This window comes from Afifella pfennigii DSM 17143 (assembly GCF_000688515.1).
GTDB classification, from domain to species: domain Bacteria; phylum Pseudomonadota; class Alphaproteobacteria; order Rhizobiales; family Afifellaceae; genus Afifella; species Afifella pfennigii.
Window position 1 is genome coordinate 1 of record NZ_JHZK01000021.1, and the last position, 20,702, is coordinate 20,702.

General features: G+C 66.2%; 23 protein-coding genes. 12 read left to right on the top strand and 11 right to left on the bottom strand.

The window, feature by feature from the left end:
* Window positions 1–355 precede the first annotated feature (355 nt).
* Window positions 356–652, top strand: a complete 297-nt coding sequence (locus Q331_RS0113900; protein ID WP_026381180.1) for a hypothetical protein — start codon at window positions 356–358, stop codon at window positions 650–652.
* A gap of 125 nt (window positions 653–777) precedes the next feature.
* On the opposite strand, the gene scpA is transcribed toward Q331_RS0113900, so the two are convergent.
* From scpA to Q331_RS0113920, 4 genes are all read right to left on the bottom strand, one after another.
* Window positions 778–2,943 carry a methylmalonyl-CoA mutase gene (gene scpA / locus Q331_RS0113905; RefSeq protein WP_026381181.1) on the bottom strand — a complete coding sequence of 722 codons (2,166 nt, stop codon included), beginning with the start codon at window positions 2,941–2,943 and terminating at the stop codon, window positions 778–780.
* Entirely contained in the window at window positions 2,940–4,373 is a 1,434-nt protein-coding gene (locus tag Q331_RS21715; RefSeq protein ID WP_051631177.1) for a methylmalonyl-CoA mutase family protein, read from the bottom strand. The genes scpA and Q331_RS21715 overlap by 4 nt, the downstream gene beginning before the upstream one ends.
* Before the next feature lie 101 nt (window positions 4,374–4,474).
* The gene (locus Q331_RS0113915; RefSeq protein ID WP_026381182.1) at window positions 4,475–4,885 is read right to left on the bottom strand and encodes a DUF4332 domain-containing protein; all 411 of its coding nucleotides are present in this window, start codon (window positions 4,883–4,885) and stop codon (window positions 4,475–4,477) included.
* A gap of 58 nt (window positions 4,886–4,943) precedes the next feature.
* Window positions 4,944–5,324, bottom strand: a complete 381-nt coding sequence (locus Q331_RS0113920) for a hypothetical protein (protein ID WP_026381183.1) — start codon at window positions 5,322–5,324, stop codon at window positions 4,944–4,946.
* 159 nt (window positions 5,325–5,483) lie between these two features.
* Here Q331_RS0113920 and Q331_RS0113925 point away from each other — a divergent pair, with 159 nt between their 5' ends.
* Both Q331_RS0113925 and Q331_RS0113930 read left to right on the top strand, forming a co-directional pair.
* Window positions 5,484–7,055 carry a helicase HerA-like domain-containing protein gene (locus Q331_RS0113925; protein ID WP_026381184.1) on the top strand — a complete coding sequence of 524 codons (1,572 nt, stop codon included), beginning with the start codon at window positions 5,484–5,486 and terminating at the stop codon, window positions 7,053–7,055.
* A gap of 91 nt (window positions 7,056–7,146) precedes the next feature.
* A complete protein-coding gene (locus tag Q331_RS0113930) occupies window positions 7,147–7,464 on the top strand; it encodes an SH3 domain-containing protein (protein WP_026381185.1) in 318 nt (105 codons plus the stop codon).
* A gap of 55 nt (window positions 7,465–7,519) precedes the next feature.
* On the opposite strand, the gene Q331_RS0113935 is transcribed toward Q331_RS0113930, so the two are convergent.
* Entirely contained in the window at window positions 7,520–8,083 is a 564-nt protein-coding gene (locus tag Q331_RS0113935; RefSeq protein WP_026381186.1) for a TetR/AcrR family transcriptional regulator, read from the bottom strand.
* Between the two features lie 91 nt (window positions 8,084–8,174).
* Here Q331_RS0113935 and Q331_RS0113940 point away from each other — a divergent pair, with 91 nt between their 5' ends.
* The 6 genes from Q331_RS0113940 to Q331_RS0113965 all read left to right on the top strand — a co-directional run bounded on the left by Q331_RS0113940 (window position 8,175) and on the right by Q331_RS0113965 (window position 14,226).
* Window positions 8,175–9,644, top strand: a complete 1,470-nt coding sequence (locus Q331_RS0113940) for an MFS transporter (protein WP_026381187.1) — start codon at window positions 8,175–8,177, stop codon at window positions 9,642–9,644.
* A gap of 102 nt (window positions 9,645–9,746) precedes the next feature.
* Window positions 9,747–11,861 carry a S9 family peptidase gene (locus tag Q331_RS0113945; protein ID WP_026381188.1) on the top strand — a complete coding sequence of 705 codons (2,115 nt, stop codon included), beginning with the start codon at window positions 9,747–9,749 and terminating at the stop codon, window positions 11,859–11,861.
* Between the two features lie 19 nt (window positions 11,862–11,880).
* The gene (locus Q331_RS21720; protein ID WP_034492294.1) at window positions 11,881–12,579 is read left to right on the top strand and encodes a DUF1194 domain-containing protein; all 699 of its coding nucleotides are present in this window, start codon (window positions 11,881–11,883) and stop codon (window positions 12,577–12,579) included.
* A gap of 139 nt (window positions 12,580–12,718) precedes the next feature.
* The gene (locus Q331_RS0113955) at window positions 12,719–13,318 is read left to right on the top strand and encodes a superoxide dismutase (RefSeq protein ID WP_026381189.1); all 600 of its coding nucleotides are present in this window, start codon (window positions 12,719–12,721) and stop codon (window positions 13,316–13,318) included.
* A 388-nt stretch (window positions 13,319–13,706) separates the two neighbouring features.
* A complete protein-coding gene (locus Q331_RS0113960) occupies window positions 13,707–14,009 on the top strand; it encodes a BrnT family toxin (protein WP_026381190.1) in 303 nt (100 codons plus the stop codon).
* A complete protein-coding gene (locus tag Q331_RS0113965) occupies window positions 13,945–14,226 on the top strand; it encodes a BrnA antitoxin family protein (protein ID WP_034492297.1) in 282 nt (93 codons plus the stop codon). The genes Q331_RS0113960 and Q331_RS0113965 overlap by 65 nt, the downstream gene beginning before the upstream one ends.
* Before the next feature lie 167 nt (window positions 14,227–14,393).
* Here Q331_RS0113965 and Q331_RS0113970 read toward each other — a convergent pair whose 3' ends face one another.
* Complete coding sequence (locus Q331_RS0113970) at window positions 14,394–15,467, bottom strand: NAD(P)-dependent alcohol dehydrogenase (protein WP_026381192.1); 1,074 nt, start codon at window positions 15,465–15,467, stop codon at window positions 14,394–14,396.
* Between the two features lie 330 nt (window positions 15,468–15,797).
* A complete protein-coding gene (locus Q331_RS0113975) occupies window positions 15,798–16,088 on the bottom strand; it encodes a hypothetical protein (protein WP_156953357.1) in 291 nt (96 codons plus the stop codon).
* Between the two features lie 131 nt (window positions 16,089–16,219).
* Here Q331_RS0113975 and Q331_RS0113980 point away from each other — a divergent pair, with 131 nt between their 5' ends.
* Both Q331_RS0113980 and Q331_RS0113985 read left to right on the top strand, forming a co-directional pair.
* Window positions 16,220–16,681, top strand: a complete 462-nt coding sequence (locus Q331_RS0113980; RefSeq protein ID WP_026381194.1) for a c-type cytochrome — start codon at window positions 16,220–16,222, stop codon at window positions 16,679–16,681.
* A gap of 2 nt (window positions 16,682–16,683) precedes the next feature.
* Complete coding sequence (locus Q331_RS0113985; protein ID WP_026381195.1) at window positions 16,684–17,601, top strand: c-type cytochrome; 918 nt, start codon at window positions 16,684–16,686, stop codon at window positions 17,599–17,601.
* A 7-nt stretch (window positions 17,602–17,608) separates the two neighbouring features.
* Here Q331_RS0113985 and Q331_RS0113990 read toward each other — a convergent pair whose 3' ends face one another.
* Window positions 17,609–17,941 carry a hypothetical protein gene (locus Q331_RS0113990; protein ID WP_026381196.1) on the bottom strand — a complete coding sequence of 111 codons (333 nt, stop codon included), beginning with the start codon at window positions 17,939–17,941 and terminating at the stop codon, window positions 17,609–17,611.
* 67 nt (window positions 17,942–18,008) lie between these two features.
* Window positions 18,009–18,863 carry a branched-chain amino acid aminotransferase gene (locus Q331_RS0113995; RefSeq protein WP_026381197.1) on the bottom strand — a complete coding sequence of 285 codons (855 nt, stop codon included), beginning with the start codon at window positions 18,861–18,863 and terminating at the stop codon, window positions 18,009–18,011.
* Window positions 18,864–19,018: 155 nt separating this feature from the next.
* Between Q331_RS0113995 and Q331_RS0114000 the strand changes: the two genes are divergently transcribed.
* Complete coding sequence (locus tag Q331_RS0114000) at window positions 19,019–19,678, top strand: haloacid dehalogenase type II (RefSeq protein WP_026381198.1); 660 nt, start codon at window positions 19,019–19,021, stop codon at window positions 19,676–19,678.
* Between the two features lie 28 nt (window positions 19,679–19,706).
* On the opposite strand, the gene Q331_RS0114005 is transcribed toward Q331_RS0114000, so the two are convergent.
* A complete protein-coding gene (locus Q331_RS0114005) occupies window positions 19,707–20,048 on the bottom strand; it encodes an SMR family transporter (RefSeq protein WP_026381199.1) in 342 nt (113 codons plus the stop codon).
* A gap of 61 nt (window positions 20,049–20,109) precedes the next feature.
* Window positions 20,110–20,691: an LOG family protein gene (locus Q331_RS0114010; RefSeq protein ID WP_026381200.1), complete on the bottom strand. Its 582-nt coding sequence runs from the start codon at window positions 20,689–20,691 to the stop codon at window positions 20,110–20,112.
* Window positions 20,692–20,702 lie beyond the last annotated feature (11 nt).

Sequence of the window (20,702 nt, forward strand, 5' to 3'; positions counted from 1 at the left end):
GATGATCTGGTCGAGCCGGGCGCGGAACAGGTCATCGGTGAGCTCGCGATTGGGCGCTCTCGGTCGCATCGTCACCTCTCGTGATCCTCTCAATCGAATCACGGAAAGGCGCCGCCGGGAATCCCCAAACCGCATGCGAAATCGCAAGGTTCCGCAGGCTCAAGCCACCGAATCCTGCAAAACCGAAACCTTGCGAGAGACCGAAATCCGTCGACTATCAGCCGCTTATGCGTTCTTCACAGTCAACATTATAAAATAACATTCGATTAACCAAATTATATTTTATATCCCAATGTATAACTAATGCCATATATGATGAAATCTCCGATGAATGTTGTATCGGGAGGGATAAGAGATGAGACAGAAAACGCAATTCTTCTTTGGCGTCCTTCTCCTGGGCGCCATGCTCGCCGGCTCGGCCTTTGCGGCCGGAAACCAGATGTCGATGCCGCCACGGACCGGCGATACGTGGGCGCCTCAGTTCCTGCAGCTCGCCCAGGACGTCTGCGCCGGGGTTCCGAGCGGAGAGCTTGGCCGCTGCACGCTGGAGAATCCGCCGGAGCATCTCGACAATCTCAATTGCCCGGCCTGTTGCGCGCATCGCAACGCGCTCACCTGGGTCTCGCCGAACAACGCCGTGAACTGCCGCTGACCACCGCGGCCAAGCACGCGGCCGCTGCAGCGCGGCCCGGAGCGGGGGCGGACGCCCCCGCTCTGCGTGCAAGCAAGAAAGGCCGCGCCAGTCGAAACGGTCTTGGGTCTTTGCTTACCGGCAGCCTATTCCGCTGCTGCGCGGCCCCGATAGCCGCGCTCGATCATAAGCTCGGCGAGCAGCTTGGCCGCCGCTTCCGCGATCACCGTTCCCGGCGGGAAGATCGCCGAAGCGCCCGCCTCTTTCAGCGCTTCGTAATCCTGCGGCGGGATCACCCCGCCGACGACGATGATGATGTCGCCGGCCCCGGCCGCGTCGAGCGCCTGCCTCAGCGCCGGCACCAGCGACAAATGCCCGGCGGCGAGCGAGGAAACGCCGACGACGTGCACGTCGTTCTCCACCGCCTGGCGGGCGACTTCCTCCGGCGTGGAAAAGAGCGGGCCGACATCGACGTCGAAGCCGAGATCGGCGAAGGCCGACGCGATCACCTTCTGGCCTCGGTCGTGCCCGTCCTGGCCCATCTTGGCGACGAGGATGCGCGGGCGTCGCCCGTCCGCCTCGGCGAAGGCGGCGCTCATGGCAAGCGCTTCTTCCACCGCCTGGTTCATGGCGCCGACCTCCCGTTTATAGACGCCGGCAAGCGTCTTCACCTCCGCCACATGCCGGCCGAAAGCCTTCTCCATCGCCTCGGAGATCTCGCCCACCGTGGCGCGGGCGCGGGCTGCCTCGATGGAAAGGGCGAGAAGGTTGCCCTCGCCGCTCTCGGCCGCCTTGGTGAGGGCATGCAGCGCCGCCTCCAGCTTCGCCGGGTCGCGTTCTGTCCGAAGACGCTTCAGCTTGGCGATCTGCTCGGCCCTGACGGCGGCGATGTCGACCTTCAGGACCTCGATGTCCTGGTCGTCCTGGCTCGGGTAGATGTTGACGCCGACGACGGCCTGGCGGCCGGAATCGATGCGCGCCTGCGTCTTCGCGGCCGCTTCCTCGATGCGCATCTTCGGCAGGCCCGCCTCGATGGCCTTGGTCATGCCGCCGCGCTCTTCCACTTCCGTGATATGGGCGAGCGCCCGGCGGGCGAGGTCGTCGGTCAGCTTCTCCATCGCATAGGCGCCGCCCCAAGGGTCGATGACCCTCGTGGTGCCCGATTCCAGCGCCAGCACCAGCTGCGTATTGCGCGCGATCCGGGCGGAGAAGTCGGTCGGCAGGGCGAGCGCTTCGTCGAGCGAGTTGGTGTGCAGGCTCTGCGTGCCGCCTTGCGTGGCCGCCATCGCCTCGATGGTGGTGCGCGCCACGTTGTTGAAGACGTCCTGCGCCGTCAGCGACCAGCCGGAGGTCTGGCAATGGGTCCGCAGCGACAGGGAGCGCGGATCGGCCGGCGCAAAATTCTCCTGCATCAGCTTGGCCCAGAGGAGGCGCGCGGCTCTGAGCTTCGCCACCTCCATATAGAAATTCATGCCGATGCCGAAGAAGAAGGAGAGCCGCGGCGCGAAGCGGTCGACGTCGAGCCCCGCTTTCACCCCGGCGCGGACATATTCGATGCCGTCGGCGAGCGTGTAGGCCAGCTCCAGATCCGCCGTCGCCCCGGCTTCCTGGATGTGGTAGCCGGAAATGGAGATGGAGTTGAAGCGCGGCATGTGCTCCGCCGTATAGGCGAAGATGTCGGAGATGATCCTGAGCGAGGGCGCCGGCGGATAGATGTAGGTGTTGCGCACCATGAACTCTTTCAGGATGTCGTTCTGGATGGTGCCTGAAAGATCCTTCTGCGCCGCGCCCTGCTCCTCCGCCGCGACGATGTAGAGCGCCATCACCGGCAGGACGGCGCCGTTCATCGTCATCGACACGCTCATTTCATCGAGCGGAATGCCGGCGAAGAGCTCCTCCATGTCGAGGATGGAATCGATCGCCACCCCCGCCATGCCGACATCGCCGGCGACGCGCAGATGGTCGCTGTCGTAGCCGCGATGCGTGGCAAGGTCGAAGGCGACCGAAAGCCCCTTTTGGCCCGCGGCGAGATTGCGCCGATAAAAGGCGTTCGATTCCTTGGCCGTGGAGAAGCCCGCATATTGGCGGATCGTCCAGGGCTTCTGCACATACATGGTCGGGTAGGGGCCGCGCAGATAGGGCGCGATGCCCGGATAGGTGTCGAGAAAGTCGATGCCGGCGAGCGCTTCCGGTCCCGGCCGCGGCGCAAGGACGATGCCTTCCGGCGCGCTATGGCCTTGGCCGGCCGCGCCGTTCTCGCCGATTGCTGGCCGCTTCCAGTCTTGCTTGGAAAAATCCGGAATGCGGCTCATGCCTTCGCCCCCTCGCCGGCGCTTGTCTCGGCGGTCTCCGTCTCTCGGGCGATCTCTGCCGCGCCGAGCGGCGCCAGCCCGCTCGCCGCCTCCGCGCGCGCCGCCTCAAGGATGGCGATGTCGGGCGCCTTGGGGTTCGGATAGATCGTCGCCCCGACGAAGGGCGTCTCGCCGGCGCGCACCTTGTGAAGCATCGCCTCGCGCATCGCCTCTATCCGCCCCGCCAGCGCCCCGCAGGCAAGGCTTGCCGCCATGCCGCCCTCCTTCTCGATGGCCTGGAACTCCGCCCAGCCCTTCTCGGCGAGGGCATCGGTGAGCGCCTCCACGGCGCCGGAGCCGGCGGCCGGATCGTCGAGATGATGCACGCCGGATTCGGCCATCAACAGATGCTGGATGTTGCGCGCCAGCCGCCGCGCATGCGCCTCGGCGAGGCCGTTCGCCGCCGAGTAGGGCAGGACGGAAACGCTGTCCGCGCCTCCGGCGGCGGCTGCGAAGGCGGCGATGGTGGTGCGGATGAGATTGGTATGGGCGTCTGCCGCCATCATCATCCGCCGGGCCGTCTCGCCATGCAGGCGGAGCGGCGCCTGGCCCCCGCAGAGCTCGCATAGCCGCCGCCATAAGAGCCGCATCGCCCGGAACTTGGCGATCGTGGGAAACTGGTCGTGGCCGGCGGCGAGCGTCACCGAGATGCCGGAAAGCGCCCTTTGCGGCTCCACGCCGTCCGTCTCCAGGGCGCGCAGATAGGCAACGACGGTGGCAAGGACCGCGCCGAGCTCCTGCGCCTCGCTCGCCCCGGCCCCGTGATAGACCCGCCCGTCGGCCGTAAGGAACGGGCCGGCGAAGCCCGCCTCCGCCAGCTCCTTGAAGAGGCCGCCGAGCCCGGCGATATCCGCCTCCTCGCCGAAGCGCGCCGCATGTCCGATCGGGTCGATGCCGAAGGCGATATCGAGCCTGCCCGGCTGAAGGCCCTGCTTCGCCGCCAGCGCCGCCATTGCCCGCGCCGCCGCTCCGGCATCCTCGCCGGGCTCCAGTCGCAGCGAAATGGCTTCAAGCTCGATCTCGCTCAAGGCCGCTTCCAGTCCCGCCTGGCTGGCCGGCAGGCCGAAGCCGGCGCCCGAGGCCGCGCCTTGAAAGACCAGCGCGAGCCCGTTTGCCCCGCCGGCGAGATCGGCGAGCGCCTGCCGGTTCGCCGCTTCGGGGTTCGGGTGGTCGATACGCTGGACGATTTCCCAGGCGCCCGCGCGCGCTGCCAGTACCGGCGCATCCTTCGCCCGCGCATGGAGCGGCGCGATGACGATGCCATCGCGCGTCAAGGTGGTGAGGCTGTCGAACGGCGCCCCCTTCAGCGCCTTTTCGGCGAGCCCTCGCCAGCTCTCCTCGCTGGCGGGCGGGAAGGTGTTAAGGGATGTTCGGTCGGATGCTGCGGTCATCTTGGCTCTCTTGGCCGTTTCTACTCCCCGGCGGGCACGAGCGGCAAGGCCGCCACAGGGCGGCGCCGGTCGTTTGAGCACATGACTTTAGTAGGCCGGGCTCAATAGGTCATCTTCGCGGGCAGCGACTTCGCCGCCTCGATCCAGGCTTCGACGCGCTTTTGGCTGGGCATCAGCCGCACCAGCCGGCGCTTGTCGTTCACCTCCTGCATGCGCTTCGTCAGGTTGGCCGCGTTGCGCCGCTTCAGCTCCTTGACCGTGTCGACGCCGGCCGCCTCCAGGAGCTCCGAGTATTCCTCCGCCACGCCGCGCACGCGCATCAAATCGGCCATATTGGCCCAGCGCAGGATGAGCTTCTCCTCAATCGCGGTTTCCTGGGAGAGCTGGCGGCGGCCCTTCGGCGTACAGGCGCGCTCCAGGAGCTTTTCGGTGGTGCGGATGCGCGCCCTTTTGAGCTTTTCCTGATGCGCAGGGCCGATGCTTTCCATGGCACGGATGGAATAAGACGGCATGCCGCACCTCCCGCCAGCAATCCCCCATTAAGGCGCAAGCCGTTCGGAAATTCCAGCTTCAGACGAATTGCGACAGGCCGGGGATGCTGGCGAGAATGCGCTCCAGCCGCTCCTTGCCCGCCTTTTCCTCGCCGAAGGTCACCACCTCATAGGCGAGGATTTGCACCTGGGCGAGGTCGAGGCCGAGCCCCTGCAACTCGCCGAGGATTTCCATGACGCCGCCGCCCATCAGCCCGCCGAGGCCGCCCAGCGTGGCGGCATCGTCGTCCGCCCGCGGCCGGATGAAGGCCTCCGCCCCGTCGATTTCCTCCATGAGCGCGCGCATATCCTCCGCCGGGCCCTCCTTGGCCAGGAAGGTGAAGACGACCGTAACGGCCTGGCGCACGACATGCTCGTCGGCGCCGAGGCGCCCCGTGATGCGCTGAATGAGCTCTTCCATGCTGTCTTGCTCCCGCCGCCTTACCGTTGTGGCGACGGTCTAGGCGCGGCGACAACGCCCCGCAAGGTATTTTGCGCCAGGCCGGAGCGAAGTTTGCCCGGCCATCGCCCGGCGCTATAAGCTCTGGCGAACACAGGCAAGTGGAGGCGGGCCTTGGGCGTGCTTGCAGACGATCGCATCTTTCTCGGCGCCAGCCGCCACAAGGACGACAGCCTCAACAAGGCCGAATATCTCAATCTTGGCTACGCCAACCGCCATGGCCTCGTGACGGGGGCGACCGGCACCGGCAAGACGGTGAGCCTGCAAATCCTCGCCGAGGGCTTTTCGGCCGCCGGCGTTCCCGTCTTCGCCGCCGACATCAAGGGCGACCTGTCCGGCATCGCGCTTGCCGGCACGGCCGAGGGCAAGGAATTCCTGACGGCGCGCGCCGAGAAGATCGGCTTTGCCGAGGAATACGCCTTTCGCGACAGCCCGACGATCTTCTGGGACCTCTTCGGCGAACAGGGCCACCCCGTGCGCACCACGGTCTCCGAGATAGGCCCGCTCATCCTCTCGCGTCTTCTCGACCTCACCGACGTGCAGGAAGGCGTCCTCAACATCGCCTTCAAGATCGCCGACGAGGAAGGCCTCCTTCTCCTCGACCTGAAGGACCTGCAATCGCTGCTCGCCCATATCGCCGAGCGCTCCAAGGAGATCTCAGGGCAGTACGGCAACGTCTCGCGCGCCTCCGTCGGCGCCATCCAGCGCCAGCTTCTCGTCCTGGAGCAGCAGGGCGGGGAGGAATTCTTCGGCGAACCGGCGCTCGATATCCGCGACCTGATGCGCACCTCGCATGACGGGCGCGGCATCGTCTCCGTGCTCGCGGCCGACAAGCTGATGGCCTCGCCGAGGCTCTACGCCACCTTCCTTCTCTGGCTCCTGTCGGAGCTTTTTGAGGAGCTGCCGGAGGTCGGCGACCCGGACCGCCCGCGCCTCGTCTTCTTCTTCGACGAGGCGCATCTCCTCTTCGACGAGGCTCCGAAGGCGCTGGTCGACAAGGTGGAGCAGGTGGTCAAGCTCATCCGCTCCAAGGGGGTGGGCGTTTATTTCGTCACCCAGAACCCGCTCGACGTGCCCGACAGCGTGCTCTCTCAGCTCGGCAACCGGCTGCAGCATGCGCTGCGCGCCGATACCCCGCGCGAGGCCAAGGCGGTGAAGACGGCGGCCGAGACCTTCCGGCCGAACCCTGAGTTCGAGACCGAAGAGGTGATCACCAATCTCGGCGTCGGCGAGGCGCTGGTTTCAACGCTCGCCGAGAAGGGCGTGCCCTCGATGGTGGAGCGCACGCTGATCCGCCCGCCCTCCGGCCGGCTCGGCCCCATCACCGAGGCGGAGCGCCAGAAGGTCCTCGCGGCAAGCCCCGTTCATGGGCTTTACGATAAGCCGGTAGACCGGCAATCGGCGCATGAGATCCTGAAGGAGCGCGCTGAGGCACGCGCCGCCGCCGAGGAGGAGGCGGAGGCGGCGGCGGACGAGACGGCGGCGCGCCAAAAAGCCGGGAAGACGAGCGCAAGCTCTTCTTCGAGCAACGGCGGCGGCATCGTCGGCAGCATCATCGACGGGCTTTTCGGACGCTCCGGCCGCCGCCAGAGCGTCGTGGAGACGGCGGCCAAGCAGGCCGCCCGCACCTTCGCCGCCGAACTCTCGCGCCGGCTGACGCGCGGCGTGCTGGGCAGCGTCAAGCGGCGGTGAGGGGAGGGGCGCGCGGTCGTTCTCGGCCTTCTCCTGTCGCTGCCCTCCTCTCAATGCGGCTTCCGTGGTCCGGTAACCTGAAGAGGCCTCGATGAGAGCCCTTATTGCCTCGCTCCTCGCCCTGCTCTTTGCCGGCCCGGCCCATGCCACCTCCGGTCCCGGTTGCCTCGTCGTTGTCAACGTCGCCGCCGATGATGCGCTCAACATGCGCGCCGGGCCGTCCGCTTCCTCGCGCATCGTCGATGCGCTCGCGCCCGGCCGTCACGGCATCGTCCATCTTCACGCGCCGTGCGAGCCGGCCTCGCGTCCCTGGCCGCAGCGCTGGTGTCCGGTGACGCATTACAGCGGCGAACGCACCACCAGGGGCTGGGTGAAGGCCCGCTACGTGCGCGACAGCGACTGCCCCTGAGCCGACCAGGCAGCGCGGCTCCGCCGCAAGAACACCTGGCTCGGCCGCCTGAGCCTCAGCCTTCGCCTTCTTTGCCTGGTTCCTGCGCCAGCGCCAGGATATCGGCAAAGAGCGCGTTCCATTGCTCCTGGCTAAGGTCGATCAACCCGAAGGCCTTGAGAAGGAAGGCGCCCTCTCCCGCCAGAAAGGCCACCGCCAGCTTCCTGTCTTCGGCGCGCGCAAGGTCGAGCCCGGCAAGCCGTTCAGTGTACCAGGCGCGGCTGGCCGCCACCTGATCGGGCTTTTCCAGCAACGCCGTCATCATCACGGCCGAGCGCGAATGCTCCGCCGCATCGGCGTTCCGCGTGGCCGCCAGATGGCCGCGGATCACCGCCTGAGGGGAGGGGGCCGGGCCTGCGTATTGTCTCACCTCCTCCTCGAACGCATCGCCCCAGCGCGTGATCATCGCCCGCACGAGGTTTTCCTTCGTGCCGAAGCAATATTGCACCCCGCCTTTGGTGATCCCGGCGGCCTTCGCCACCGCTTCGAAGGTCAGTCCCGAAGCGCCGAGTTCGCCGACGATGACTTCGGCGGCGTCCAGAACCTTGTCGCGGTCTATGCTGCGAGGTCGTCCGGCCATTTTTCCCTTCAATTTCAGTATATCCGTATTTATATGGGTTGTCCGATGCGGCCAAGCTCCGCGTCACGCCGTTTTTTGAGGAATCTCATCCATGTCGCCCGGCAGCCGTTGGCTGATTCTGGCCACTGTCTCGTCTGCGCTGTTTCTCATCGTCATCGACATGACGGTCCTCTACACCGCGCTGCCCAGACTGACCTACGACCTTGCCGCCAATGCGACCGAGAAGCTTTGGATCGTCAACGCCTATCCCTTGGTGGTCGCCGGCCTGTTGCCGGGTCTTGGCACCTTGGGCGACCGGCTGGGGCACAAGCGCATGTTCGTCGCCGGCCTTTCTGTCTTCGGCCTGGCCTCGCTCTGCGCCGCGTTCTCGCCGACGCCCGAGGCGCTGATTGCGGCGCGGGTGCTGCTGGCCGTCGGCGCTGCCATGATGATGCCCGCCACGCTGTCGCTGATCCGGCTGACCTTCACGGACGAAAAGGAACGCGCCTTTGCCATCGGCATCTGGGCGGCGATCGCCTCCGGCGGCGCGGCCATCGGGCCGGTCATTGGCGGTGTTCTGCTTGAGTATTTCTGGTGGGGTTCCGTCTTCCTCATCAACGTCCCGGTCATCGCCCTGGCTCTGGCCGCGAGCGCGGTGCTTCTTGTCAACCGGCCCGGCGACCGAAGCCGGTCTTGGGATCTGCTGGGATCGGTGCAGGTGATGGTCGGCCTCATCGGTCTCGTCTTTGCGGTGAAGGAGATCGCCAAGCGCGACCCCTCCTGGTCCCTGGCGGCATTGAGCCTTGTCGTCGGCCTCCTCGCCATGACGGTTTTCGTGCGTCGCCAGATGAACAGTCGCGCTCCGCTCATCGACTTCTCGCTGTTCGCCATTCCCCGCTTTTCGGCCGGCGTGGCGACGGCGCTGGTCGCCTCGGCGGCGCTCATTGGGGTGGAGCTGGTCTTCAGTCAGCGCCTGCAATTGGTGCTCGGCCATTCGCCGCTCGAAGCGGGGCTGCTCATCCTGCCGATCCCGATCGCCGCCCTGGTGGCCGGCCCGCTCACCGGTCTGGCGCTGCCGGGCCTGGGGGCGGAGAGGGTGCTTTGGGCCTCGCTTCTTCTCACGGGCGCGGCTCTCATTGGCTATCTCGCCAGCTATCGCGGCGAGGACTGGCTTTGGCTCTCGGCGATGTCGGTCATGGGCTTTGGCGTCGGTGCGGCGATGACGGCGGCCTCCAGCGTCATCATGCTGTCGGTCTCCGAGGCGCGTGCCGGAATGGCGGCCTCGGTGGAGGAAGTGTCCTACGAGTTGGGCGGCGCGCTCGGCGTTGCCGTTTTCGGCAGCCTGATGTCGGCGCTCTACACCCGCGCGATGCTCTTGCCTGAAGATGTGGCCGCGCAGGCGCGCGACAGTCTCGACGAGGCGTTGCTTCTGGCCGAGCGGCTGGAGCCTTTGGAGGCCTGGCAACTGGCGAGCCTTGCTCGCCAGGCCTTCGAGCAAGCCTTCGTCGGCGTCATCGGCTTGGCGGCGTTCCTTCTCATCGTCGCCGGCCTCGCCATCCGGCGCAGGACCCGGTTCGCCTGATCGCTCCGGCTTCTTCGGCACAAGCTGCGCCCGCTTCCGGTCGCCGCAAGAGGCCGCCCTCCCGCCTTGCCCTGACGAAAAATCCGCTCTAACCCGCCCGCCATGGAAAAGACGCTTCACACGAGCCGCCCGCCGCGCGCCGACAAGCGGCCGGCAGAGATCACCCGTCACGGCCATACCCGCCAGGATCCCTATGCCTGGCTGCGGGCGGAGAACTGGCAGGAGGTGATGCGCGATCCCTCCAGCCTGGACGCGGATATCCGCGCCTATCTGGAGGCGGAGAACGCCTACTTCTCTGCCGCGATGGAAGACACCGAGGCGCTGCAGGAGCGGCTGTTTGCCGAGATGAAGGGGCGCATCAAGGAGGATGATTCCTCCGTGCCGGCGCCGGACGGCGCCTTCGCCTATGCCATCCGCTATGTGGAGGGCGGTCAGCATCCGCTCTTCGTGCGCAGCCCGCGCGATGGCGGCAAGGAAGAGGTGCTTCTGGACGGCAACGCGCTCGCCGAGGGCCACGCCTACTTCAAGATCGGCGGCGCCGCCCATTCGCCGGACCACCGCCGCCTCGCCTGGTCCTTCGACGACGCCGGCTCCGAATTCTACACCTTGCAGGTCAGGAACCTTGAGAGCGGCGAGGACATCGCCGACCTCATCCCCGATACCAGCGGCGGCGCCATCTGGTCCGCCGACGGCCAGCATCTGTTCTATGTGCGTCTGGACGCCAACCACCGGCCCTCGAAAGTCTTCCGCCATCGCCTCGGCAGCCCCGTTTCGGAGGACGTTCTCGTCTACGAGGAGGCCGATCCCGGTTTCTTCGTCGGCCTCGGCATGACGCGCTCCGAACGCTTCATCGTCATCGACTGCCACACCCACGAGACCTCCGAGACAAGGCTGATCCCGGCCGACCGGCCAGAGGCAGAGCCGGTCCTGGTGGAGCCGCGCCGCGAGGGGCTGGAATATTACGTCGACGAGGCGCATGGCACGCTCTTCATCCGCACCAATGCCGGCGGCGCCAAGGATTTCGCCATCGTGACGGCGCCGGTGGAGGCGCCGGGGCTTTCAAACTGGCGCGAGCTGGTGCCGCACAGGCCGGGCCGTCTCATCCTCGGCCATGCCCTTTTTGCCCGCCATCTGGTGCGCCTGGAGCGCGAGGGCGGCCTGCCGCGCATCGTCGTGCGCCGGCTTGAGGGCGAGGAGCACGAGATCGCCTTCGCCGAGGAGGCCTATGCGCTCGGCATCGACCCCGGCTACGAGTTCGACACCGACACCTTGCGCTTTTCCTATTCCTCGCTGACGACGCCCTCGCGCGTCTTCGATTACGACATGGAAAGCCGCGAGCGGCGCCTGATGAAGGAGCAGGAGGTGCCTTCCGGCCACGATCCCGCCCGCTATGTCGCCCGCCGCGTCATGGCCAGGGCGCCGGACGGGGAGGAGGTGCCGGTCTCCCTGCTCTACCGCAAGGAAACCAGGCTCGACGGCTCCGCGCCCTGCCTTCTCTACGGCTACGGCTCCTACGGCATCGCCATCCCGGCGGGCTTTTCCGTCACCCGCCTGTCGCTCGTCGATCGCGGCTTCGTCTACGCCATCGCCCATATTCGCGGCGGCAAGGACAAGGGCTTTGCCTGGTACGAGACCGGCAAGCGCGAGAAGAAGGTGAACACCTTCACGGATTTCGTGGCGGCGGCCGAGCATCTCCTCGCCGAGGGCTTCACCGCCGAGGGTCGGATCATCGCCCATGGCGGCTCGGCCGGCGGCATGCTCATGGGTGCCGTCGCCAATATGGCGCCGCAGCTTTTCGGCGGCATCATCGCCGACGTGCCCTTCGTCGACGTCCTCAACACCATGCTGGACGACACCCTGCCGCTCACCCCGCCGGAATGGCCCGAATGGGGCAACCCGGTGGAGAGCGAGGCCGACTACCGCACCATCCTCGGCTATTCGCCCTACGACAATGTGCGCCGCCAGGCCTATCCGCCGATCCTCGCCATGGCCGGGCTCACCGATCCGCGCGTCACCTATTGGGAGCCGGCCAAATGGGTGGCGCGGCTGCGCGAGATGAAGGCGGACGACAATCTCCTTCTTCTGCGCACCAACATGGACGCCGGCCATGCCGGCGCCTCCGGCCGCTTCGACGCCCTGAAGGAGGTCGCCATCGAATACGCCTTCGCGCTGAAGGTGATGGGGCTTGCACAGAAGGAGCCCTTGCCCGCCGGCTGAAGGACGCCACAATTGCCTCATGCGGCTTCTTCCGGCACTGGCGCTCATGGCGCTTCTCCTGACGACGCATGCGGCGCGCGCCCAGCCGGTCGAAGTCGATGTGGAGCTGGTTCTCGCCGCCGACGGCTCCGGCTCCATCGACGATGACGAGCTCTTCTTCCAGCGCCGAGGCTACGCCTCGGCCATCGAGAGCGAAGAGTTCTTGAAGGTCATCGAGGCCGGCCTCATCGGCGCCATCGCTATCGCCTATGTGGAATGGGGCGGGCCGGCCTCGCAGCACACCATCGTCGACTGGACGGTGATCGCTGGTGCCGCCGACGCGGCGGCCTTCGCCGCGGCGCTGCGCGCGACGCCTCGCGCCGCCACCGGCTACAATTCCATCTCAGAGGCGATCGCCTATTCCCACGCCAAGATCACCCAGAATGGCTATGAGGGGTTGAAGAAGGTGATCGACGTTTCCGGCGACGGTCCGAATATCGGCGGGCGCCCGCTGGAGTTGGCGCGCCAGGACGCGGTCGCGGCCGGCATCACCATCAACGGCCTCGTCATCAACCGCCCGGGCGGCGTCGTGCGCCGCATCGGCGCCGAGCCCCTCATCGAGCATTATCGTCGTGACGTCATCGGCGGCCCGGCGGCTTTCGTCATGTCGGTGGAGGCGCCGGAGCGTTTCGCCGAGGTCGTGCGCCGCAAGCTGGTCCTGGAAATCGCCACCCGTTGAGGGGCGCGCAGCCGCGCATCTCATTTGCGCCCCGCGCCGTTGCCAAAGGCGCCCGCGCCCTTATGTTCCGCGGAACCGGCCGCCACGCACCCGTGTTGATCCTGCGACCGGAGCCATTTCAGACAGAGGAGACATCTTCATGGCGTTCACACTGCCGGACCTTCCATATTCCTACGACGCCCTCGCCCCGCATATGTCGGCAGAAACGCTGGAATATCATCACGATAAGCACCACAAAGCGTACTGCGACACGATGAACGACATGATCAAGGGCACCGAATACGAGAACATGGACCTTGAGGAGATCGTCAAGAAGAGCCACTCCGACAATCCCAAGCTCTTCAACCAGGCGGGGCAGTTCTACAACCACATCCATTTCTGGAAGTGGATGAAGTCCGGCGGCGGCGGGCGCTCGCTCCCCGGCGGCCTGGCCAGCCAGATCGATTCCGATCTCGGCTCCTTCGACGAGTTCCGCACCAAGTTCATCGATGCCGGCAAGGGCCAGTTCGGCTCCGGTTGGGCCTGGCTCGCCATGAAGGACGGGCGCCTGACGGTGATGAACACGCCGAACGGCGAGAACCCGCTCGTCCACGGCGCGACGCCCCTCCTCGGCGTCGATGTCTGGGAGCATTCCTATTACATCGACTACCGCAACGCCCGGCCGAAATACCTGGAGGCCTTCGTCGACAACCTGGTCAACTGGGATTACGTCGCCGAGCTCTACGAAGCGGCAAAATAGGCTTTCCGGCTCTTCGAGCTTTCAAGCCCCGGCCCTCACGGCCGGGGTTTTTTCGTGTCGGGCAACGTCCTGAAAAATCCCCTAGTAGGCCTTGAAAATCGTATATGCTTTATGTATATACAGAAGCATGGGCCTAAGACTGGCTCATGCTGAGTCTCGTCGACGAAACAGAAGAAACCGATCGAAAGCGCTAAACTCGTTCCTGAATTCTGACTGTCCCAAAAACCTGACGCTCTGAAGGACGCAAAAAGCCCAGTCTGACTGAAGCTTCCTTGAACTAAGCATCCCTCACGCGACAAACCTGAAGTTGAAATCGCAAAACCTGAACAAGCAGAGTAAATGACGAGGATACTCGGCCAAAAAAACTCGCTGCTCAGGAGAGAGCGTCATGGAGTTCGAGTGGAGCGAGACGAAGCGGCAGGAGGTCATCGAGCGTAGAAAGGTCGATATCCTCTATGCCGCGTTCATCTTTGAGGGACCTGTCTTTGTATCTAAAGACGGCCGGAAGGAATATGGCGAAGATCGGTGGATTGCGGTGGGCTTGGTGGAGAACGAGTGCTTCGTCGTGGTTTATACCATCCGTGACGGCACGATCCGCCTCATCACCGCATGGAAAGGTGGTCGCCATGAAAGACGGCGATATCAGGAAAGGCTCGCTCGACAGCCTGCGGGAGATGCGTGGGCGGGGTGAACTGCATCACGACGCCGACGCACCGGAAGGTCCCGAACTGAGCGCGGAGTTTTGGCAAAAGGCTGTGCTCAAGGAACCGGAATCCAAGAAACCCATCAGCCTTCGCGTCGATCGTGATGTGCTGGATTGGTTCAAGTCTCAAGGCGAGGGATATCAGACGCGCATGAACGCTGTCCTGCGCGCCTATATGGAGAGTTTCGCGCAAAGAGATCGCTGAGGCGGGCGGGATATTCCCCAGCTGGCCCCCGGCTCTGCGTGTCGCAGTGCCTGCTCGAAAGGTCCTGCAGCCCGGCACGGGATGCCCTGTCGTCGTGCCCGGGCTCGGCCTCGGCAACCGGCGATGACGAGAGAGCGCGGTGCCGGCCGCCGAGCCCGGTTCCGGCCCTAAGGCGTGATCGCCACCTTCAAGACGCCGTCGCGCTGATTGGCAAAGAGGTCGTAGGCCTCCTCGATGTCGTTGAGCTTGAAGCGGTGGGTCACCAGCGGGCGCGTGTCGAGGCGGTCGGAGGCGATCACCTGCATCAGCCGGCGCATGCGCTCCTTGCCGCCTGGGCAGAGCGTGGTGACGATGGTCTGATCGCCGAGCCCGGCGAGGAAGCCGTCGAGCGGGATCTTGAGGTCGGCGGAATAGACGCCGAGCGAGGAGAGCGTGCCGCCCGGCCGCAGCACCCGCAGCGCCGCCTCGAAGGTCTCCTGCAGCCCCAGCGCCTCGATCGCCACGTCGACGCCGCGCCCGTCGGTGAGACGCAGGATCTCGTCCACCGGATCGACCTTGGTGAAGTCGACGATATGGTCGGCGCCCATCTTCTGGGCGATTTCCATGCGCGCCGGCACGGCTTCGACGCCGATGATGGTGGTGGCGCCCATCAGCCTGGCGCCGGCCGTGGCGCACAGCCCGATCGGGCCCTGCGCGAAGACGGCGACGATATCGCCGATTTTGACCCGCCCGCGCTCGGCCCCGGAAAAGCCCGTCGACATGATGTCCGGGCACATCAGCACCTGTTCGTCGGTAAGCCCGTCGGGGATCGGCGCCAGGTTGGTCATGGCGTCCGGCACCAGGAGGTATTCCGCCTGCGCTCCGTCGATGGTGTTGCCGAAGCGCCAGCCGCCGAGCGGCTTGAAGCCGTGCTTGGTCCCGGCCCCGTCCTGCGAATGGCAGCCGATGAGGCAGGCGGCCGAATGCCCGCTCGGGGTGATCGCCCCGGCGATGACGCGCTGGCCTTCCTCGTAGCCCTCAACGGCCGAGCCGAGCTTCTCGATGATGCCGACTGGCTCGTGGCCGATGGTCAGGCCCCGCTCCACCGGGTACTCGCCCTTCAGGATGTGGATGTCGGTGCCGCAGATCGTCGTCGTGGTGACGCGGATGAGGGCATCCAGAGGTCCGACATCGGGCACCGGCTTCTCGTCGAGAACGATGCGGTTCGGCTCCACGAAGATGGCGGCTTTCATCTTGGGCATGGGTGAGGCTCTCCTTTCGCGCTGCTCGGCCCCTGCCTCCCGTTTATGGGCAAAGGACCGGCTCGGCCTTGCGTCCGAGAAGGTGCGGGCCAGGGCGCCGAGCTTCTTTGACGCCGGTCAAGTGGAGATGACGCGCTGCCGGGAAAACGGCCGTCTCGCGAAAACGTGAAGAGTAGTCGATGCTTGCGGGTAGATGGCGCCTTGCCCGGCGAGCCTGCGGGCGTCGCCGGTCGCTCGCGGGCAAGCGCTACCTCTGCCGGCCGTGCAGACCGGCGGAAGTCGGTCGTTTCGCCCGGGTGGGTCTCGCAATAGCGCCGAACCGAGCCGCACCTATTGGTCCACGCGCCGACACTTCATCAGGCCGGGATTGACCGCCCAGGTCTGCACCTCGCTCAGCCAGCGCCGGCAGAGATATTCGCTCGGAAAGCATGCCTGCGCGCTCACCGGCCGGACCCAATCGTTGAACGGATCCTGGCTGGTGCCGGAATAGGTGCCGCGCCATGGGCCGAACCCGGCCTCGCATGGCCCGCCGCCGCGCGGCGGGGGAGGGGAGTAGACGCCGGCGAGCGCCGCGCCGCCGAGAAATGTCAGCAGGAACGTCGCGCCTATGAGGCTTTTCATCATACGATCTCCAGAAATCTCCAAGTCTCTCACAGCTGCGTGAGAAGCGCCGGACGCAGCGTTCACCGGTAGCTGGAAGGTTGCTCCTCTCTATAATAGCGCCCGTCAGATATACTTGGGAGGTACGCTTCATGTTCCGCAGCTTAACGCTTGCCCTTCTTGTCTCCTCCGCGGTCGCCGCCGGCGTCGCTTACGCCCAGGGCCCGATAGCCGGCGAAGGCGCCATCCAGTCGCGCCAGGCGATCATGAAGTCCTACGGCGCCGCCGCCAAGGTCGGAGGCGGCATGGCCAAGGGCGAAATCCCCTACAATCCCGCCGTCGGCATGTTGGTGCTGGCGACGCTGAATGCCGGCGCCAATTCCGTCGGCCATTTCTTTCCCGAGGATTCGCAGACCGGCGGCGACACCGAGGCGGCGCCGAAAATCTGGCAAGACATGCAAGGCTTCAACGAGAAGATCGACGAGTTGCAGGGCGCCACCGAGATGGCCCTCGCCAGCCAGCCGGCCGACCTTGACACCTTCAAGGCCGCTTTCGGCGATGTCGCGCAGAATTGCAAATCCTGCCACGAAGATTATCGCATCGAGAAGAACTGACCTTGGCGAAGAAGCTCCTCGCGGCGGCCGCCCTCATCGCGGTCGCCGCCGGCGCGCTGTTCTGGCTCTTGACCGCGCCACGCTCGATTTCGACGGCGGCTTTGCCGCAGCATCAACCGGACCTTGAGAACGGCGAGGCGATGTTCCAGCTCGGCGGCTGCGCCAATTGCCACGCCGTGCCCAAGGCGGAGGGCGACGAGCGGTTGAAGCTGGCCGGCGGGCTGGAGCTTGCCACCGATTTCGGCACCTTCCGCGTCCCGAACATCTCGCCCGACGAGGCCACCGGCATCGGCGGCTGGAGCGATGCCGATTTCGTCGGCGCCATGCAGCGCGGCGTCTCGCCGGACGGCGCGCATTACTACCCGGCCTTTCCCTACGCCTCCTATGCGCGCATGCGGGCGGAGGACGTCCTCGACCTGAAAGCCTATCTCGACACGCTGCCGGCCGTCTCCAACGAGGTGGCGGGGCACGACCTCGCTTTTCCCTACAATCTCCGTCGCGGGCTCGGCCTGTGGAAGCGGCTTTATCTTTCCGACGCGCCCGTCGTTTCCCTAACGGCGGACGCTGAGCGGCTTCTGCGCGGCCGCTACCTCGTGGAGGGGGCCGGCCATTGCGGGGAGTGCCACACGCCGCGCGGCACGCTCGGCGCCATGCGGGAGGATGCCTGGCTCGCCGGCGCGCCCAATCCGGAGGGCAAGGGTAGGATCCCTAACATCACCCCGCATGCCGACGGCGTGGAGTCCTGGAGCGAGGCCGATCTCGTTTATTTCTTCGAAAGCGGCTTCACGCCCGAATTCGATTCCGTCGGCGGCTCCATGGTGGCCGTGCAGGAAGAACTGGCGCGGCTTGAAAAGTCGGACCTTGAAGCCATCGCCGCCTATCTGAAGGCCGTGCCGCCGCGCCCGAGCGCCGGCAGATAAGCTCGCGCTACCTGAGCGCCCGCGCCGGCACGCCCGGCCGGCAGCCCATGGTGACGACGGGCCCGTTGGCGAAGCTGACGCCTTCGTTGATGAAGCGCCGGCATTCCCGCTCGGTGCGGAAGCAGCCTTCGGCGTAGAAGGGACGGGTTCCATCGGCATAGATCGGCTTGCGTTTCGCCGACACCCAGCCGAACCATAGCTGTTGCGGCGGATAGCGGCTCGTCAGCACCGCGCAGGTGCCCTTGCCCTTGTCGAAGGAGAAGGGCTCCGCCGCCGGCAAGGGCGTTGCCGGGACGGCGAAAAAGCTGGCGAGCAAGGCGCTCGCAAGAAGACGATGCATCGGGTCAACTCCTGTCTGCCATCAAGGGGCGGGGCCGCCCGGCAGTTCCATCAAGGCTCACGTCACCTCAGCTATGCGCCCATTCCCAATAGAGGGAGCGGGCCTTCATGCCCATCGGGCCGGGCTGCAGGTCGCGCTCTTCCAGGCGGATGACCGGCACCACCTTGGAATAATTGCCGGTGGAGAAGATTTCGTCAGCGGTGAGGAAATCTTCCACCGTCAGGCATTGCTCGCGCACCTCAATCCCCGCCTCGCGCATCAGCGCGATCACCCGCTGGCGGGTGATGCCGTTGAGGAAGGTGCGGTTGGGCGCGGGGGTGAAGACGACGCCATCCCTCGCCATGAAGACGTTGGAGGTCGCCGTCTCGGCGACATTGCCGAGCATGTCGCGCACCAGCGCGTTGTCGAAGCCGCGCGCCTTCGCCTCCAGGATGGCGCGACCGTTATTGGGGTAGAGGCAGCCCGCCTTGGCGTTGGTCGGCATGCATTCGATGGTCGGGCGGCGGAAGGGCGACAGGGTGAGCGAAAAGCCCTTCGGCTCCGGCATCGGCGTCTCGTAGAGGCAGAGGCAAAATCTCGTCGATTCGGCGAGCGCCGGCACCGACATGAAGCCGCCTTGCTCCGCCCAGTACATCGGCCGGATATAGATGGCGGCATCTTTCGGGAATTTCGCCAGCCCCTCCACGGTGAGCGCCATCATCGTCTCCACCTCGACGAGGGCATCGAGCCCGAGCGCCCGCGCCGAGGCGTTGACCCGCTCGCAATGGCGCTTCAGGTCCGGCATCACCCCCTCGAAGGCGCGCGCCCCGTCGAAGACGGAGGAACCGAGCCACATGGCGTGGCTGCGGGGCCCGAGAATCGGCACGTTGCCCTCGTGCCAGTCGCCTTCGAGCCAGGTCCAGGTTCTCGACCAATCCGTCATGATGCCCTCTCAACGGCACCTTCTTAGCTCTCCTGCTGCCCGCAGGCGAGGGGGCGAGACGCTTTGACCGCGCCTCAGCGCAACGGCGGCGTCGGGGCCGGTGGCCTCCACGGCCCGTCCTTGCTAGAGCCTTGGCGCTGAGAAAGAGGCGCAACATGGCTCCTGCGATTTTCGTCTTCGACGCCTACGGCACGCTCTTCGACGTGCATGCGGCGGTGCGCCGCCACGCCGAGGCGGTCGGTCCCGACGCCGAGCGGCTTTCCGCCCATTGGCGGGCCAAGCAGCTGGAATATTCCTGGGTGCGCTCCATGATGGGGCGCTACCTGGATTTCTGGACGCTGACGGAACAGGCGCTCGAACACGCCTTCCTCAGCTTCCCCACGGCCGATTCCTCCATGAAGCCGACGCTTCTGGAGGCCTATCGCACGCTCGACTGCTACCCGGAGGTGCCCAGAGCGCTGAAGCAGTTGAAGGCGGAGGGCAAGGCGCTCGCCATCCTCTCCAACGGTTCGCCGGGCATGCTCGCCTCCGCCGTCTCCGCCGCCGGTCTTGACGGTCTTTTCGACGAGGTCCTGTCGGTCGACGAGCTCAGGGCCTACAAGACCGACGAGCGCGTCTACGAGCTCGTCGCCACGCGCTTTCGCGTCTATCCGGAGGCCGTCTCCTTCCAATCCTCCAACCGCTGGGACATCGCCGGGGCGACGGCCTTCGGTTTCCGCACCGTGTGGATCAACCGCGCCGGCGCCGCCGACGAATATCACGACCTGCCGCCGGTGGCCGAGCTTCCCGACCTTGCCGGCCTGACGCGGCTTTGAGCGCTCTCCGATCGCGCTCGTGCCGGTATCAATGCGGCACGGCGCGAGAGAAGAGATTGATGATGAAGACGCCGGAGACGATGAGACTGAGGCCGACAAGCGCCGGCAGGTCCAGCTTCTGGCCGTACCAGAGCCAGGCGACGAGGGTGATGAGGACGATGCCGGCTCCCGACCAGATGGCGTAGACGACGCCGGTGGGCATCACCCGCAAGGTCAGCGACAGGAGCCAGAAGGCGATGGCGTAGCCGACGATGGTGAGAAGGGTGGGCGATAGGCGCGTCAGCCCGTCGGAACGGGCCAGCGCCGTCGTCGCCACGACCTCCGCCACGATGGCGGCGCCGAGGATGAACCAAATCGTCGTCGGAGCCATAGACGTCCTTTCCCTGCGATGCGTGTAACGACGCTTGCCTGCCGCCGTGGGCGATGGCCCTTCAGCGTTCGCCGGCGCTGATCCATTTCTCCACGCGCGGCGGCTGGTAGGCGATGAAGCGGTCCAGAAGCTTTTCGGGCGTGGCTTCCACCATCAGCATCTGCCGGTGCTCTGCGCGCATGAACGCCTCCGCCGCCTGATGGTCCAGGAAGGCGGCGAGACGGTCGTAGAAGCCGGCGACGTTGAGAAGGCCGACGGGCTTGGCGTGATGGCCGAGCTGGCCCCAGGTCCACACCTCGAAGAGCTCCTCCAGCGTGCCGGCGCCGCCGGGCAGGGCGATGAAGCCGGCCGCAAGGTCGCTCATCGTCGCCTTGCGCGCATGCATGGAATCCACTTCCACGAAGCGCGTCAGCCCCTCATGCGCGACTTCCTTGTCGATGAGCGCCCGCGGCATCACCCCGACGACCTCGCCGCCCGCCGCAAGCGCGGCATCGGCGAGAATGCCCATCAGCCCCACCTTCGCCCCGCCATAGACGAGGGTGACGCCGCGCCCCGCCAGTTCGCGCGCCAGGGCTCGCGCTGCGAGAGCGTAGTCGGGGCGGGCCCCCTCGTTGGAGCCGCAGAAGACGCAAATCGCCTGCATGGATGCTCGCC